Origin of the sequence: Pseudoalteromonas amylolytica (assembly GCF_001854605.1) — a bacterium.
GTDB lineage: Bacteria > Pseudomonadota > Gammaproteobacteria > Enterobacterales > Alteromonadaceae > Pseudoalteromonas > Pseudoalteromonas amylolytica.
The window spans coordinates 239,968-257,157 of sequence record NZ_MKJU01000006.1; the positions used below are offsets into that span (position 1 = coordinate 239,968).

18 protein-coding genes are annotated in these 17,190 nt (G+C 39.3%); all 18 read left to right on the top strand.

All coding sequences use genetic code 11. The features are described from left to right. The first annotated feature begins 7 nt into the window (after positions 1-7). The 18 genes from rfbA to BET10_RS02635 are packed head-to-tail and all read left to right on the top strand — an operon-like array spanning position 8 to position 17,188. The gene (rfbA, locus tag BET10_RS02555; RefSeq protein ID WP_070983252.1) at positions 8-886 is read left to right on the top strand and encodes a glucose-1-phosphate thymidylyltransferase RfbA; all 879 of its coding nucleotides are present in this window, start codon (positions 8-10) and stop codon (positions 884-886) included. Next, positions 883-1,290 carry a sugar 3,4-ketoisomerase gene (locus BET10_RS02560; protein ID WP_070983253.1) on the top strand — a complete coding sequence of 136 codons (408 nt, stop codon included), beginning with the start codon at positions 883-885 and terminating at the stop codon, positions 1,288-1,290. Before rfbA ends, BET10_RS02560 begins: the two co-directional genes overlap by 4 nt. Then, complete coding sequence (locus tag BET10_RS02565; protein WP_240503624.1) at positions 1,235-2,446, top strand: DegT/DnrJ/EryC1/StrS family aminotransferase; 1,212 nt, start codon at positions 1,235-1,237, stop codon at positions 2,444-2,446. Before BET10_RS02560 ends, BET10_RS02565 begins: the two co-directional genes overlap by 56 nt. Position 2,447: 1 nt before the next feature. Next, a complete protein-coding gene (locus tag BET10_RS02570) occupies positions 2,448-3,389 on the top strand; it encodes a hypothetical protein (protein WP_070983255.1) in 942 nt (313 codons plus the stop codon). 7 nt (positions 3,390-3,396) lie between these two features. After that, entirely contained in the window at positions 3,397-4,704 is a 1,308-nt protein-coding gene (locus tag BET10_RS02575; RefSeq protein WP_070983256.1) for an oligosaccharide flippase family protein, read from the top strand. Next, entirely contained in the window at positions 4,697-5,683 is a 987-nt protein-coding gene (locus tag BET10_RS02580; RefSeq protein WP_070983257.1) for a sulfotransferase family protein, read from the top strand. The genes BET10_RS02575 and BET10_RS02580 overlap by 8 nt, the downstream gene beginning before the upstream one ends. 58 nt (positions 5,684-5,741) lie before the next feature. Next, a complete protein-coding gene (locus tag BET10_RS02585) occupies positions 5,742-6,641 on the top strand; it encodes a GNAT family N-acetyltransferase (RefSeq protein WP_170829096.1) in 900 nt (299 codons plus the stop codon). Beyond that, entirely contained in the window at positions 6,628-7,566 is a 939-nt protein-coding gene (locus BET10_RS02590; RefSeq protein WP_070983259.1) for a glycosyltransferase, read from the top strand. Before BET10_RS02585 ends, BET10_RS02590 begins: the two co-directional genes overlap by 14 nt. A 5-nt stretch (positions 7,567-7,571) precedes the next feature. Beyond that, entirely contained in the window at positions 7,572-8,753 is a 1,182-nt protein-coding gene (locus tag BET10_RS02595) for a hypothetical protein (RefSeq protein ID WP_070983260.1), read from the top strand. Then, on the top strand, positions 8,753-9,868 hold the full coding sequence (locus BET10_RS02600) for a glycosyltransferase family 4 protein (RefSeq protein WP_070983261.1): 1,116 nt from the start codon (positions 8,753-8,755) through the stop codon (positions 9,866-9,868). Before BET10_RS02595 ends, BET10_RS02600 begins: the two co-directional genes overlap by 1 nt. 51 nt (positions 9,869-9,919) lie before the next feature. Further along, positions 9,920-11,878 carry an asparagine synthase (glutamine-hydrolyzing) gene (gene asnB, locus BET10_RS02605; RefSeq protein WP_070983262.1) on the top strand — a complete coding sequence of 653 codons (1,959 nt, stop codon included), beginning with the start codon at positions 9,920-9,922 and terminating at the stop codon, positions 11,876-11,878. After that, positions 11,871-12,992, top strand: coding sequence for a glycosyltransferase family 4 protein (locus BET10_RS02610; protein WP_070983263.1), 1,122 nt, complete (start codon positions 11,871-11,873; stop codon positions 12,990-12,992). Before asnB ends, BET10_RS02610 begins: the two co-directional genes overlap by 8 nt. Beyond that, the gene (locus BET10_RS02615) at positions 12,985-13,725 is read left to right on the top strand and encodes a polysaccharide deacetylase family protein (protein ID WP_083330407.1); all 741 of its coding nucleotides are present in this window, start codon (positions 12,985-12,987) and stop codon (positions 13,723-13,725) included. Before BET10_RS02610 ends, BET10_RS02615 begins: the two co-directional genes overlap by 8 nt. Before the next feature lie 41 nt (positions 13,726-13,766). Further along, the gene (locus BET10_RS21395; protein ID WP_170829097.1) at positions 13,767-13,991 is read left to right on the top strand and encodes a hypothetical protein; all 225 of its coding nucleotides are present in this window, start codon (positions 13,767-13,769) and stop codon (positions 13,989-13,991) included. Beyond that, positions 13,979-14,758, top strand: coding sequence for a formyl transferase (locus tag BET10_RS02620; protein ID WP_070983264.1), 780 nt, complete (start codon positions 13,979-13,981; stop codon positions 14,756-14,758). The genes BET10_RS21395 and BET10_RS02620 overlap by 13 nt, the downstream gene beginning before the upstream one ends. A gap of 34 nt (positions 14,759-14,792) precedes the next feature. Further along, positions 14,793-15,395, top strand: a complete 603-nt coding sequence (locus BET10_RS02625; protein ID WP_070983265.1) for a sugar transferase — start codon at positions 14,793-14,795, stop codon at positions 15,393-15,395. After that, a complete protein-coding gene (locus BET10_RS02630) occupies positions 15,385-16,008 on the top strand; it encodes an acetyltransferase (RefSeq protein WP_070983266.1) in 624 nt (207 codons plus the stop codon). The genes BET10_RS02625 and BET10_RS02630 overlap by 11 nt, the downstream gene beginning before the upstream one ends. A gap of 1 nt (position 16,009) precedes the next feature. Then, positions 16,010-17,188, top strand: a complete 1,179-nt coding sequence (locus BET10_RS02635; protein WP_070983267.1) for a DegT/DnrJ/EryC1/StrS family aminotransferase — start codon at positions 16,010-16,012, stop codon at positions 17,186-17,188. Positions 17,189-17,190: the final 2 nt, after the last annotated feature.

The following is a 17,190-nucleotide window of genomic DNA, read 5'->3' on the forward strand; positions in this document are numbered from 1 at the left end:
ACAGTTGATGAAAGGCATTGTACTTGCGGGTGGTTCTGGCACTCGTTTATACCCGATAACAAAAGGCGTATCAAAGCAGCTACTACCTGTTTATGATAAACCTATGATTTATTATCCCTTGTCAGTACTTATGTTGGCAGGTATTCGAGATATCCTGATTATTAGTACACCGGAGGATCAGGCCTCTTTCAAGAGGTTGCTTGGTGATGGTGACGATTTTGGTATTGATATACAGTATGCTGAGCAGCCAAGTCCAGATGGATTGGCGCAAGCATTCATTATCGGTAAAGAGTTTATTGGAGATGATGATGTCTGCCTCGTACTTGGCGATAACATATTTTATGGTCAAGGCTTCACTCCCAAGCTGAGAAATGCTGTAGCAAAAGCAAGACAAGGTGAAGGAACTGTATTCGGCTATAAAGTGAAAGACCCAGAGCGTTTTGGGGTGGTAGAACTTAATGAAGATTATAAAGCGCTTTCCATAGAGGAAAAGCCCAATAAGCCGAGAAGTAACTATGCCGTAACTGGCCTGTACTTTTATGATAACTCGGTCGTTGATATCGCTAAAACAGTCACTCCTTCTGCGCGTGGAGAGTTAGAGATCACAAGTATCAATAATGCATACCTTGAAGCACGCAAGCTGAATGTTGAAATATTGGGGCGGGGCTTTGCATGGCTAGATACTGGTACTCAAGAGAGTTTGCTTGAAGCTGCACAGTTTGTTGAAACATTGGAAAAACGACAGGGTTATAAAGTCGCGTGCCTTGAAGAGATTGCTTTCAATAATGATTGGCTCACAGCGTCCCAACTTACTCAGTTGGCCCAACCGTTACTGAAAAATAGTTATGGTCAGTACTTACTCGAACTTGCTAAGGCTGAAAAATGAGCATAGTAAACCTATTAGATTTACAAGTATTTGATGATGATAGAGGGTCACTTGTTGCTTTGGAAAGCCTCAAGAATATCCCTTTTGATATTAAGCGCGTGTACTATATTTTTGATACCCTAGCAGGGGGCTCTAGAGGATATCATGCGCATAAAGACCTTCAGCAGATCGCTGTGTGCTTATCAGGCAGTTGTCGATTTATTTTAGATGATGGCAAAACAAAGGAAAGTGTTGTGCTTGATTCTCCTCGTCAGGGGTTACATATAGGCTCAATGGTATGGCGAGAAATGCACGATTTTTCAAATGATTGCGTGTTATTAGTGCTCGCTAGCGAACATTATAGCGAAGATGATTACATTCGAAACTATTCGGACTTCATTGGTGCTGTGTCTAGCGAAAGGTAACGAACATAATGAATTATTCTCTAAGGAAATGCTCTTGAAAGTCCCTTTTCTTGATTTAAAAAGAATCAATGCTGTTTATCGAGATCAATTAGTCGAAGCTGCTACACGAGTTATTGACTCCGGTTGGTACATCCAAGGTGAGGAGTTAAGTAGGTTTGAGCAAGAATTCGCAGCTTATTGTGATTCAAAATATTGTGTGGGAGTTGGTAATGGGCTCGATGCTTTAACGATTGTCTTAAAGGGCTATGTTGAACTAGGTATTATGTCTGAAGGTGATGAAGTTATAGTGCCTGCAAACACCTTTATAGCAACCGCATTGGCTGTTAGCCAAGCTGGCCTGAAACCCATGTTAGTTGATTGCAGTGAGCAACACTTTAACCTTGACTACGAAGCCGTCGAAAGAGCAATAACTGAAAAAACGAAAGCAATTATTTTAGTTCACTTATATGGTCAAGTGAGTGATGTTGATGCTTTTACTCGAATAGCAAAAAAGCATAGCTTAAAGCTAATTGAGGATGCTGCTCAGGCCCATGGAGCTACTTTTAATGGTATGAAGTCTGGCTCTATCGGAGATGCGGCGGCTTTTAGCTTTTATCCAGGAAAGAACTTAGGTGCTTTAGGAGATGCGGGGGCCGTTATCACTAGCGATGATGCTCTTCATACTATTTGTCGAAAGCTTTCAAATTATGGCTCTGAAGTGAAGTACCAGCATGACGTAAAGGGAACTAATAGCCGGCTAGACGAGATTCAAGCTGCCTTTTTGTCTGTTAAGCTAGAACATTTAGAAGTTGAGATTGAAAAGCGCAGAAAAATTGCTGCTCGTTATAGAGCTGAAATTAGTAACTCAAATATTACCCTACCACTATGTAACAATGAGGCTGCCCACGTTTGGCACCTGTTTGTATGTAGGTCTAGAAGCAGAGACGCTGTTATAAAGCACCTTAGGGAAAAAGGAATACAATGCCAAGTACACTACCCATTACCAATCCATGAGCAAGAAGCTTATAGAACTAATATGAATGAGATTTGCCTTGATGATGTAGCAGTGACTACAAGACTATCAAATGAAATATTTAGTCTGCCCATCGGGCCGATGATGACACAAGAAGAAGTTAGTCATGTTATTAATGCGTGTAATGAGGTTGAACTGATTTAATATGGTTAAACCTCGTATAATACTACACATAGGTCTGCCCAAAACTGCAACTTCAACTTTACAGCAATATATTTTTCCTAAACTTGATTTAGTGTATTTAGGTGTAAAGCAGCCTAGAGAGCAGTACCAAGAGCCACTTTACAATGAAGTAATGGACTATATCTGTTCAAAAGAGCCTGAAGGCAAACAGTTAGAAGTAGTTAAAAGTCAAGTAAAAGACTTTCTTGAGAAAAGCAGTAAAACACTACTTCTTTCTGAGGAAATGTTAGTTGTTGACGAAGGTAATATTAACTGGCAAACCAAGCTTAATCGGCTAGCTTCTATCTTTCATGATTTTGATGTTGAGTTATTAGTTACTGTAAGGGAGCCAATTAAAGCGGCTTTTTCCTTCTATGTTGAGCTATTTAACAATGTTAAATATGAATTCCCAGATTTCAGTACATTTTTATTGAACTCTAATAAAGCGAAAATATATAACTATAAGTATCTTGATGAAGTTATTATGAATAACTTTCCTAAGTCGAGAGTGAAGTACATTCCCTTCGAGTTGATTAAAAGTGAATCTATTTATCTTAAAGAAGTTTTTGACTTTTTAGATGTAGAGTCGAAAGAAAGCTTTAGTCTAGTTGACTCAAATTACAAAAAAAAGACAGAGAAAGGGGTTCAATCGTCCCCGAAGACACTCGGTAATATTTTCTATAATTTTACCCAAACTTCCTTATATAGGCACCTTTCAAAGCTTAGCTTTTTAAAGAAGGCATTAAGGCCACTTATACTGCCGTTACTAAAAATTAAGCTATCAGCAGGTGAAACTGTGCCCTTTCCTAGTGACAGTGAAATTAAAGAGTATGAAATACTATTTAATGAGTCAGGAGAGTACTTGTTCACAAAGGTTGGTATTGACTATAGGGAAGTTGTAAAGGCTTCTCGTAAAGGGGATTAATAGGTCGATGAATATGCTTCAGGCTTTTGTTATTCGATTTGCAGGGATGGGGTTGTCGTTATTGACGATATTTATCCTATCGAATAACTATGGCGCTGAGTGGGTTGGCTATTATTCGTTCCTCTTTAGTGTAACTAACTTACTGTTTATACTAGGAAGCTTCGGATTCAGTCAGTACATTCTAAGAGAGTCTGCTGTTTTTCATGTTTCTAAAAGGCATGGAGAGGTAATATCACTTGTATTGAAGTTTACATTTCTATACTTGCTTTTTTTGTCTTTGCTTTTCTCGCTAGTATTGCTTTTCGATTTTAAAGTTGAAGCTTTGAAAGGGACTGAAAATTATAAAGTGTTTTTGGCTGCTTTTTTTGTTGGCTCTGTAGTTGCTATTTCTAATGCTCTCAAAGGTTTTTCTCGTTTCTCTATAGGTATGTTTTTTCAAGATGTCGCTATTCAGCTGATTATGTTTATTACCGTAGTGGTATTTTTAATTTTAAGCATTAATGAATTAGAGCTTCTGGGAAATGGGTACTTAATAGCATCCGCTTGTATCTTTTTGACAGTGTTTTGCTACTTTTTTATGAGCTACTACACTAACAGCAGCTTAAAGAGCTCGCTACTAGATGTAGCTAAAAAGTCGCTGCCTTTCTATGTTTTAACGCTGGTCGCTTATGGCAATAGTTCGATAGATGTACTGATGCTGGGCTTTCTAACGGATGCAAAAGCGGTTGGGCAGTACGTTGTTGCATCTAAATTGGCACTTCTTATTGGTATGTTGCTTATTATTTCAAACAATGTAATTGCACCAAAGCTAACACAATATTTTGCTAAAGGTAACGTTGAGAAGTTTGAGTTGTTAATACAGAGGAGCTCTTTCTACTTAGGGGGAGGGGCCATAGGATTGTACCTTATACTGGCTTTTAGCCTAGAGTACATACTAGGTTGGTTTTCAAGTGATCTGAAAAATATCGATATCCTAGTGCATATTCTATGCGTTGGACAACTGGTCAATGTTTTATTTGGGCCTGTCGGTTATGCACTGGTGGCTTCTGGTGATGTTAAAAGGTTTAGTGCTTACTCAGGTCTTTCACTAATGACCAATGTGTTGTGCAATTCGTTTTTGATACCTTTGTATGGTATAACAGGGGCCGCAATTGCTACAGCTGCTAGCTTATGCCTGCAAAATATAATGTGTCTAATCCTAATTAGGAAGAAATTTGGTTTTTACTCTTTTGAAATTTGGCTTAGTTACAAAAAAATGGGTTTAGAGGCTAAGAGAGCAGTTGAATTGGTAAAAAATAAGTTTTCATATGTTTAAAGTATTAAAGGATATAATTAAAAAGCAATTTATATTATTGCTAAGAGTAAAAAACTGGTTTTTAGGAGGGCTGCGTAAGTTAGATAGTTATTGTGCAAAACCAGTTCCCAGTGAAGCTAATGTTGTATTTATTATTGGTGTTCCTCGTTCTGGTACTACGTTACTCTATCAAGTTTTAGTAGACAGCCTAGACTTTACTTATATCAATAACTTTATCGAAAAATTTTATGCGTTGCCTAATACCTCCTTTTGGCTTAGTAGAAAATTCATTAAATATTATAGTAGTTCATTCGAGTCTGCATTTGGGGATACTTCTCGCGATGGCCTTGGTGCGCCTTGTCAGGGGATAAGCTTTTGGTACAAATGGTTCTCTAAAAATCAAATAGTACACGCACAAGGCTTACATGATGTTGACGAAAAGCTTATGAGAGAGATGACTAAAACGATTGCGAGTATAACTGATCGAGCTGGGAAGCCTCTTTTAGTCAAGCAGTTATCATTTGGTCAAAAGTTGGAAGTTATACATCATTACTTCCCTAATGCAAAATACATCTATTTAGAAAGAGACTTATTGGAAGTAGCTCAATCAATCTACAATGCAATGGATAGAAACGGAGTTGGTGAGGGCGCGATGTGGGGTGGACAGTTTAAAGGCTATGAAAAGTACTTGAAACTAAAGAAAACTAAAATGATACCGCATCAGGTTATAGGTTTAAAAAAGGGAATTGAAGAGGGTCTAAATCGCATACCAAAAAATCAGATAATGAAAGTTCATTATGAAGACTTGTGTATAAATACTCAAGACGTAGCTCAGAGAATAGCTAATTTTACAGGGCAAAGCTTTTGCCAAAATAAATCAATTTATAAAAATATAAAATATTCCAAAAAAGTGGGTATACCCATTGAAGATTATAATGAAATGATTTTGGAATTTCACAATTTAAATGAGTGTAAAAATGTCGAAAATCCGAATAGTTGAGTATAGCCCTGAAGCTGCCACAGAGTGGTCAAGCTTTGTTCAGAGTTCTAGGAATGGAATGTTTCTATTTGAAAGAGATTTCATGGATTATCATAGCGATCGTTTTGCTGATTTTTCTTTGATGATCTATGAAGGAACTCGTTTACTTGCGGTGTTACCTTTGAATAGGGTTGGCTCAGAGGTATATAGCCATGGTGGTCTTACGTTTGGGGGCATGGTTTTTGAAAATAAAATGTCTTCAAGTAAGATGATTGAGGTGTTTTTAGAAGTATCATCTTTCTTACTATCTAAAGGGCTGGATAAACTGACTTATAAAGCTATACCGCACATTTACCATTCGATGCCAAGCCAAGAGGATCTATACTGTTTGACCTTGATGGGGGCAAATTTGGTTCGTAGAGAACTATCTTCTGTAATTGATTACAGAGATGTCGCAAGTATGTCTACAAACAGAAAGCGTATCCTGAAGAAGTCGCATAAATACCCAATTGAAGTTGTGAAGAGCCAAAGTTTTGAGCGATATTGGCTGTTGCTAGAGAGTGTTGTATCAAAATATGGTGTGCGTCCGACTCATACTCATGATGAAATAAAGCTCCTCGCAGCTCGTTTTCCAAATAGTATCCATTTATACGAAGCTGAGCTCGATGGTGAGTTACAAGCAGGGGTTGTAGTATTTGACAATAAACATGTTGTTCATACTCAATACCTAGCGACGTCAGAGAGTGGCAAGGAGAATGGAGCATTAGATTTGATTCTCTCTAAGTTAATATCTGAATATCAGGGAGAGCGTCGCTATTTCAGTTTTGGTATTTCAACCGAAAATGCAGGTCAGTATTTAAACATGGGCTTAGTTAGACAAAAAGAAGGATTCGGGGCAAGAACTATAGTGCATGATACTTATGAGGTTAGTCTGGATACTGCTAAGCTCAAATTGGAGGCTTTTAGTGAGCAAGTATAATCAAGCGCCACTCGTATCCGTTTTAATTATCTCTTATAACCAAGAAGATTTTATTGCAGAAGCAATCGAAAGTGCTGTGAAACAGGACTATGACAACTTGGAAGTAATCGTTGCGGATGATGGTTCAACTGATAGAACGGTAGAGATAATTCAGCAATATGCTGAGCAATATCCAAAAAGAGTTGTTCCAATAGTAAACGTCGAAAATTTAGGGATCACCGGAAATAGTAATAGAGGCCTTGCTATTTGTAAAGGTAAGTATATTGCTTTTCAGGGGGGCGACGACGTACTATTGCCTGGAAAAATCAGTACACAGGTGCAGTGGTTAGAAGCTGACCCAAAAAGGGTGCTATGCTACCATGATATGGATGTCTTTCTTTCAGAGACAAATGAGACCTTGTATTATCAATCACATATATGCAAATATCATGACGGTGGGGCTGAACTGATCATTAAATATGGGACCTATTTTGGTGCAACTACAGTGATGGTTAGGGCACCTAAGCAGCAAGTTATTTTTGACTCAAAGATAAAGATTGCTTCTGATTGGCTATATTGGTTTGAAGTGGTAGAAAATCAAGGGGGAAAAATAGGGCGTGTAGATGGTGTATTAGCACGTTACCGTAGGCATAGAAATAATATAACAAATAATACTTCTCACATATTAGAAGAAGCAATGTCTACCCTTAACACTATAGACAGAAAGTACCCTCAGTATCACAACCTTGTTCAGCATAAAAAATCAGAGATTTATTTTATAGATGCCTATCAATCACTATGTAGAGGTGAGCTGTTCGCAGTGTTTCGCTCAGTTTTTAAATCTCTTTGTATAAGTAGAGGGGTGTGGATTAGTCCTTTTAAGCTTATTTTTAACAAGCTTTATAGTACTAAAGTATCCCAGCAGCTGAGAGGGGTGAAAAAGTAAACTCTATGGTCTTTAGTTCTAAGGCTAGGATTGCGCTTGTAATTTTATCTATTTTCTCTGTTGTACTACTAAATAGAGCAATGGTTTATATTGACTTGGCTGCATTTATTTTAATAATTAATGCAATAGCTTTTCGTCATGTTAAAGTTGATAAATTTGTTGCTAGCTTAGTTGTGATATTGCTGAGCTTCTTCATATACTCGACAATAGTCACAATGATATATGGGTTTCAAGAAGTAATATGGCCCATGAAGTTCTTTAGAACGGCTGCTGTTGTGTTTTTATTATATTACTTGTTTATTAATATAAAAGGGGTAATGTCGTATGAAATGTTTCAGTGGGTCATTATATATATTGTCGCCTTCCACTCTGTCTTGATTTATCTTTTAATATCGTCTGGTGAGCTCAGAGATATGGTCTATGGCTTTACTGGTTATACTCCTCGAGGTCCTGGGTGGAGTCGCTCTCCAGGCGTGACACAAAGTTACAATGCGACCACCATAGTACATTTAGCGGCTCTATTTCTCTTAGTTAGACTAGAATCCAGCACGCTCGTAAAAAGGCTTTTATTCTTAGCTATCATTCTTCCGTCACTGTTTTTTTTAGGAAGGACGATGACGTATATTGGAATTATGCTGATATTGTTAGTTTTAGCTAAAAAAGAACCTATAAAGGCTATGTTAATTTCCATTGGTATTATATCTCTTGTGACTCTAATAATGGAGATGGAATTTGAGAGTGATAGTACAATGTCACATATAGCCTTTAATATTAGTCATGCCGTTGAGCCCGTAATGTTAATTGGATCGGAAACTGGTGTTGATAATTATGCATCGAGTGTTTTATCTAAACACGTTTATTTTAGCGATGATATAGAGGTACTGCTTTTCGGGAACTCAATGAGTGGGCATATGGGAGTGCTTAGCGCCAAAGAGGGAGAAACAGACTCAGACATTGGAGTTATCAATAGTATTAATGCTAATGGCATTTTTATTACTCTATTTATGTATTTAACGTATGCTTATTTTATATATGCTTCTCGTAGAGGAGATTGGCAAAGTGTGAGTTTTATAGCCGTGTTATGCGTTGTTCTAACAATGAAAGAAACAGGCTTTTTTACATCGCATGCAACGCCGCTACTGCTCCTGCTTGTTTACTATCAACGATCAATTAGCAAGGAAACCTGATGAAAGTAGTGCATGTGATCATTGGGTTAAACCTTGGAGGGGCCGAAACTGCATTGTTTCGTTTAATCACATCTCAGCATAATGAAGACATTGAGCATGTCGTTATCTCGTTAACTGATTTGGGCTATTATGGACAAAAGTTTGCTCAGAATGGTATTAAAGTGTACTCCCTAGGAAAAAAAGGGAAATTGAATGTAATCCTGATATCTATCAAGCTTTTTAAGTTATTGCGAAGGTTAGAGGTCGATGTTGTTCAAACATGGATGTACCATTCTGATTTGCTGGGAGGACTGGTAGCAAGGCTAGCACGCGTCAAAAAGGTATTTTGGGGAGTTAGGTGTACATATGTTCCTCAAGGTAGCAAAGGCACCTATTTACTTATGAAATCGTGTGCTTTGCTTTCAGGCTTTATTCCTAACAAAGTCATATGTGTAGCAAAAGCAGCCCAACGTAGCCACGTGAAGTATGGTTACAATAAAAAGAACATGATAGTTATTCCAAACGGATTTAATGTCGAATACGATAATGTTAGTCAAATCACTTACCCCCCTCAAACTAATAATGCGTATAGAAAACTTTGGGCTGATAAAGTTACTATCGGCTGTGTTGGGCGGTTTCATCCAGATAAGGGAATTGATGTTCTGGTTCAAGCAGCGAAACAGTTAACTGATAGGGCGGATAATGTCCATTTCGTTTTGGCGGGACTGGGGTGTGACAAAGCCAACGAAGAGTTGAGAACATTACTGGAGAAACTTCAACTTCAAGAGCACTTCACATTATTAGGTCAGATAAATGATGTACCTGAACTCCTAAGTGCCATCGATATTTATTGTATGCCGTCACGCACTGAGGGTTTTCCAAATGGACTAGGTGAAGGAATGGCCATGGGTCTACCATGTGTTGCAACTGATGCCGGGGATGCACAGTATCTTGCCGGTGATGCTTTTAAAGTTGTAAAAACCAATTCAGCCGATGAATTGGCAAATGCGCTTCTTAAATTATTAAAAATGACTCCCAAAGAAAGAGATAAAATTGGTGCTTTGTGCTTTGAGCGTGTAAGCAAGCATTTTTCTCAACGTGTCGTCGTCGAACAGTATAGCAAAATATATAAATAGCAGTATTTTGCGCTTTCTAAATTAACCTAGCGATAATAATAGAGTATAGATATGTGTGGTTTTTCAGGGTTTTATGATAGCTCTCACCAATTAAATGATTATGAACAACAGTTACAACGAATGGGGGAGGCGATTATTCATCGAGGACCTGATGATGGAGGTATCTGGTTCGATCAGCAAGTTGGTTTAGGTTTTTCTCACCGTCGCTTGGCCATTGTCGATTTATCCTCATCAGGCCACCAACCTATGGCTTCTCAAGCTGGTCGCTTTGTTATTGCATTCAATGGTGAAATTTATAACCACATTGAGCTACGTGAAGAGTTAGGCACACAGGTAGATGGAATCCAATGGCGTGGTCACTCTGATACTGAAACTCTACTTGCTTGTATTGAGGCTTGGGGTTTTAAAGAGACCTTAGTTAAAGCTACAGGCATGTTTGCTATTGCCCTTTGGGACAAGCAAACGAGAACGCTATCATTGGCTAGGGATCGAGTTGGAGAAAAGCCTTTATATTATGGCTGGCACAACGATTGTTTAATCTTTGGCTCTGAATTAAAAGCCCTAACTCAGCATCGTTTATTTCACAAAGCCATTGATAAGAATGCGCTTACATTATTATTACGTCATAACTATATTCCAGCACCGTATTGTATTTGGAAAAACACTCAAAAGCTCTTACCTGGTACTATTTTGACAGTAGACTTGCAAACCAATGAGTGCCACAGTGAAGCATATTGGAGTATAAAGGAGACTCTTGAGCAAGCTTCAAGGAAACAACAACAAAAAAGTGATGAGGCAGCAATTGATGAACTAGAAGCTGTATTGTCAGGCGCTATTGCGAAGCAAATGGTTGCGGATGTGCCGCTAGGTGCTTTTTTATCCGGGGGGATTGATTCATCGGTAATTGTTGCATTAATGCAAGCGCAGTCAAAGACACCAATTAAAACATTCTCTATAGGCTTTCATGAAAAGAAATATAATGAAGCTGAGCACGCTAAAGCAGTTGCTAATCATATTGGAACCGACCATACCGAGCTATATGTGAGTGCTGAAGATGCGCTTGAGGTCGTCCCTAAGCTGGCTACCATGTATGATGAACCTTTTGCCGACTCTTCTGGCATTCCTACATACTTAGTTTCAAAAATGGCTAAAGAAAAGGTGACTGTGTCACTCTCTGGTGATGCAGGGGATGAAATTTTTTGTGGTTACAATAGATATGTATTAACACATGGAATGTGGAGCAAAATTAAGTATATTCCAGTGCCTCTAAGAAAACTAGCTGCTAAAACTTTAACCGCTCTAGCTCCCGCAACTTGGGATAAACTAGGACATTTCCTTGAGAAAATCTTACCAGGCAAAATACCAGCTTATTTTGGAGATAAGATCCATAAAGGGGCGGGGGTACTATCCTTACCAAGTATTGAACATTTATATAAAAACTTAGTATCTCTATGGCATGATCCAAGCTCGGTGGTGTTAGGGGCCAAAGAGCCTGAAACGGTGGTATCGGACTTGCGTTTTAGGCCTAAGCTTAACTCTCATATCGAAGGTATGATGGGCACAGATATGATGAGCTATTTACCTGACGATATTTTAGTTAAAGTTGATAGGGCTGCGATGGCAGTATCTTTAGAGACTCGTGTGCCGTTTTTAGATCATCATTTGATAGAGCACGCTTGGCAAATACCAATGAATCAGAAAATTCGAAATGGCAAAGGGAAGTGGGTTTTGCGAGAAGTTCTATACCGTCATGTGCCTAAAAAACTCATAGAAAGGCCAAAAATGGGGTTCGGTATTCCTCTTGAGGATTGGCTAAGAGGCCCCTTGAAGCCGTGGGCAGAAGAACTTTTAGCTCGTGAACGTCTGTTAAAAGAAAAAATATTTTGTCCGCAGCAAATCGCTAAAAAGTGGGAAGAACACCAATCTGGAAAGCGTAACTGGTCATATCATTTGTGGACTGTTTTGATGTTTCAAGCTTGGCTTACTGAGCAGGGTGAACTGAGTGAGTAAAATTATTGTTTTAGGTGCCTTGCCTAGCTCCTTGGTTAATTTTCGTGGAGAGCTTTTAAAGTCGCTGGTTGAGGCTGGCCACGAAGTTATAGGCATGGCAAGTGGCGCAACTGAGCAAGAAATTGAGCAATTGAAACTGATGAAGGTTAGGTACGTAAACTACGATGTTCAACGTAATGGCCTCAACCCAATAAGCGATTTCAAAACATTATGGCAGTTGCGTGCTATTTTTAAGCGAGAGAAACCAGATATAATTCTCGCCTACACTATAAAGCCTGTTATTTGGGGTGGGATTGCAGCAAAGCGCTTAACGGGGTGCCGTTTTTATGCGTTGATCACTGGTTTGGGTTTCGCTTTTCAACGAGGTGGGCTTAAGCGTAATATTTTAGTGAGCTTAGTTGTCAAGTTGTATCGAAATGCCTTATCTAAAGCTTCTGGTGTGATCTTTCAAAACTCTGATAACCGAGTGGTTTTTATTGATATGGGCATCTGCCCGCAGGAAAAAACTTACCAAGTTAATGGTTCCGGGGTTAAATTAGAACACTTCAAACCAGCTAAACTACCAGATAAACCTGTTTTTCTCTTGATTGCTCGGTTATTAGGAGATAAGGGAATTCGGGAGTATGCCGAAGCAGCTATGGCAGTAAAAAGAAAACACCCACATGCAATATTTCAACTTGTTGGTCCTGAAGACCCAAGTCCAGACGGTATAAAAATGTCCGAAGTGGATAGTTGGCAACAACAGGGGGCTATTCAATATTTGGGAGCGACCACCGACGTTCGACCGTTCATTAAAAATTGCAGTATCTTTGTTTTACCTTCTTACCATGAAGGGATGCCAAGAACCGTATTAGAGGCAATGGCTATGTCTAGGCCTATTCTGACTACTGATGTACCAGGGTGTCGTAATACGGTAATTGAAGGTGTGAACGGTTTTTTGGTTGAAAAAGGCAACGTTGAGCAACTAGCTGACAAACTAAATTGGTATATTGAAAACCAGCCTCGATGGGGGGAAATGGCTCAAGCGAGTTACAAAATTGCTGTTGAAAAGTTCGATGTGAAAAAAGTTAATACAGAGTTGATGAGCATTCTTCTTGGGAGGGGATATGAGTAAGTCGCATGGTGCATTCTTGATCAGCTTAGATCTTGAACTTTTTTGGGGGGTTCGAGATAAAAGAACGGTTCATAATTACAGTGCTAACCTAGCTGGTGTGCCTGCCGCTGTAGACGCTATACTAAATGAGTTTAGTGAATATGGAATCAGTGCTACATGGTCAACTGTGGATTTACTGATGATGGAGAGCATTGAAGAAGCTCGAAGGCTTCAACCCATACTAAAACCCCAATATGAGGATGAAAACCTCTCACCCTATAACTACATTAATGGTCCGTGGGATGGAGAACATGATAGTTTTCATTTTGCAAAAAGGGACATTGAAAAAATCATTGCAGCCCCGAACCAAAACATAGGAACTCACACATTTTCTCATTACTATGCACAAGAGCAAGGACAGACATTAGAAGAATTTAAGGCTGATTTGGATTGTGCTAGAGCAGTTTCGCCTGTGCCATTAAATAGTATTGTGTTTCCCCGTAATCAATATCGAGATGATTATGTAAAAGTTTTACATGAATTTGGTATCCACTCTTATCGTGGCAATGAAACTAGTTGGCTTTATCAATCAACTGAAAGTGGCGACCAGAGTATACTGAAGCGTACCCTACGATTACTGGATAGCTACATTAACTTAACGGGTTACCACACTGTAAGCTGGAGTGAAGTTGCCGCTTCGTACCCTTATAACATTCCAGCAAGTCGTTTTTACGGCCTTGGAATAAGAAGCTGACAGTATTCGATTACGCCAAGTTAAGTAGAGTTAAGAAGGCAATGACTTATGCTGCAAAACATAATGAAATTTTCCATCTTTGGTGGCACCCTCACAACTTTGGTGTGAATCTAGATAAGAATATTGATATGTTGCGTGCTGTTTTACAGCACTATATTTACTTAAACAAAAAGTACGGTATGCGCTCTCTAAATATGGAAGGTGTTTCTGAGTATTCTCATGGAAGGTGCGAATGGCTAGGAGGAACGCCAAAATGGATAAAATAAATATTGTTTTGCTCGTTGGCGATGATGATCCAGGACGAATCATGTTTAACGCCCTTAAAGCTGATTTTAACATTCAAGGAGTGTTTGTAGATCAGGCCTTGAGTAAAGCAAAGATGTTGAAATGGAGAATTAAAAAGCTTGGATACTTTGAGGTTTTTGGGCAGTTATTATTCATGCTTTTTAGCAAGTTTGCTTTCAAGTTTAGCTTGCCAAAAGTCAATAAGTTAATGCAATCACTAGCACTTGATAAAAATGATATTCCAGCGGAAAAGATTAAATTTGTTGGGGATTTGAATAGTAAGGAGGCCATAGCAAAGATAAAAGCCCTTTGTCCTGCAGTGGTCGTTGTTAATGGGACTAGGATTTTAAAAGAAAAGTTAATAGGCTCCATTGATGCTCATTTTATTAATACACATGTGGGCATCACCCCACAATATCGGGGAGTTCATGGGGGATACTGGTCTTTATGTCAAGACGATGAGGAAAATTGTGGAGTGACGGTTCATTTAATCGATAAAGGCGTAGATACTGGGGGCGTCTTATATCAAGGAAAAATTAAAGTCGAAAAGTCTGATAATTTCTTTACCTACCCGATTAAGCAACTTAACTGTGCAATTCCATTGATGAAAAAGGCGATCCAAGATTGTTCATCGGGTAATGAAAAAGTCATTGTTAGAAATCAGAATTCCAAGCAATGGTATCACCCGACTTTATGGAGCTACTTTTATCACCTCGTTATTAGAGGTGTTAGATTAGAGTTAGAATGAATGAGTAAATTCATTAGACCGTGTGGTATAGAATATGTTTAAACGTTTGTTTGATGTCACTGTTTCACTTACAGCTATTTTATTATTATCGCCATTAATATTATTTGTTTCTATAAAAGTTATGACTAAGTTGGGGAGGCCTATACTATTTACCCAAAAGCGACCAGGCCTGAACGGTGAGGTATTTAACATGATGAAATTTAGAACTATGTTAGATACCAAAGATGAACACGGTAACTTACTTCCCGATGAGTTGCGAATGACAAAGTTTGGTACTTTTTTGCGCTCAACAAGCTTAGATGAATTACCAGGCCTTTTTAATGTGCTTAAAGGTGATATGAGTTTGGTGGGGCCTAGACCTCTGTTAGTACAATACTTACCGCTTTATAACGATGAGCAAGCTCGCCGTCACGACGTGCGTCCAGGCATAACTGGTTGGGCACAAGTGAATGGCCGCAATGCGATTGGTTGGGAAGAGAAGTTTAAACTTGATGTTTGGTATGTTGATAACCAAAGCTTTTTTCTTGACATTAAAATACTATTTTTAACTTTAAAAAAAGTATTCATTCGAGAGGGGATAAGCAGTGAAGGCCACGTTACCATAGAACCATTCAAAGGCAATCAAAATGACTCTTAAGTTAGCTATATTAGGTGCAAGTGGCCATGGCAAAGTGGTTGCAGAAATCGCAGAACTAATGGGTTATCAAGTTACTTTTTTTGACGATGCAGTTCAAAGCCAAGACAAGCTAGAGCATTGGAATGTGATTGGCAACACTGACGATTTGGTGCAGCACCTCAATGAGTTCGATGGAGTTACCGTCGCGATTGGCAATAACAAAATAAGAAGGCAAAAACTTGAGAAACTAATTTCTTTAGGTGCAAACGTGCCATTGTTAGTCCACCCATCAGCTTCTGTGAGCAAATACGCAACTGTTGAAAAAGGGGCCGTTATTATGGCAGGGGCCGTGGTAAATGCTTTTGCTCGAGTTGAGCGGGGCGTAATTATTAATACTCAAGCAGTAGTTGAACATGACAGTATTATCCAAAGTTACGCGCATATTTGCCCTGCAACAGCGATTGCTGGAGGATGTAAAGTGTTAGAGTGTGCTTGGGTTGGCATCGGCAGCAATGTCAGGCAGCTAATAGAAATTGGAGAGTCGGCAATTATCGGAGCCGGCTCCGTTGTTGTAAAGAATATTCCAGCTGGGGTTACTGCATATGGTAACCCTGCAAAAGTTGTAAAGGATTAATATGCTAAATACCCCATTTTCTCCTTGGCCGAGTTTCACGCAACAAGAAGCAGATGCTGTAAGCAAGGTCATACTATCTAATAAAGTGAATTACTGGACGGGCACTGAAGGGCGTGAATTCGAAAAGGAGTTTGCCTCTTGGACTGGTGCAGAGTATGCCGTTGCACTGGGTAACGGTACGTTAGCACTCGATATCGCATTAAAGGCTTTGGATATAGGTGCAGGTGATGAAGTTATTACCACGCCGCGTACATTTTTAGCCTCTGCCAGCAGTATTGTTACATCTGGCGCTACGCCTGTTTTCGCTGATGTTGACTTGAATAGTCAAGCAATAACGGCTGAGTCGATAAAAGCGGTACTTACTCCAAAAACCAAGGCTGTGATCGTAGTTCATTTGGCTGGTATGCCCGCTGAAATGGATGAGATTATGGCGCTAAGCAAAGAACATGACTTTTATGTCATTGAGGATTGTGCTCAGGCTCACGGCGCCAAATATAAAGGCCGCTCTGTTGGCACTATTGGCCACATTGGTGCATGGTCTTTTTGCCAAGATAAAATTATGACCACTGGCGGTGAAGGTGGCATGGTAACCACAAATTCCAAAGCGCTTTGGAATAAAATGTGGAGCTATAAAGATCATGGTAAGAGCTTCGATGCCATTTATAACCGTGAGCATCCTCCAGGTTTTAGATGGTTACATGAGAGCTTTGGCACCAACTGGCGTATGACCGAAATGCAAGCTGCAATTGGTCGTATTCAGCTGACTCGCATGCAAGAGTGGACTCATAAACGGCAAAGCAATGCTCGCGCGATTGATGAAGTGGCAAAACAGTTTGATGTTGTGCGTACTGTTCAAGTACCTGACTATATTGAGCATGCTGAATATAAGCATTACTTGTTTGTGAATCCGGCAGAACTAAAAGAAGGTTGGACAAGAGATCGTATCGTCGACGAAATTAACACCCTTGGCGTACCGTGCTTTCAGGGCAGTTGCTCAGAGGTTTATTTGGAAAAAGCGTTTGAGCATACGCAGTGGCGTCCAAAAAAGCGCTTAGCAAATGCAAAAGAGCTTGGTGAAACTTCTTTAATGTTTTTAGTGCATCCAACACTTAGCCAAAATGAAATTCACAAAACAACAGAAGTGCTTCAGCAGGTCCTGAGAATGGCAAGTAAATCTTAGAT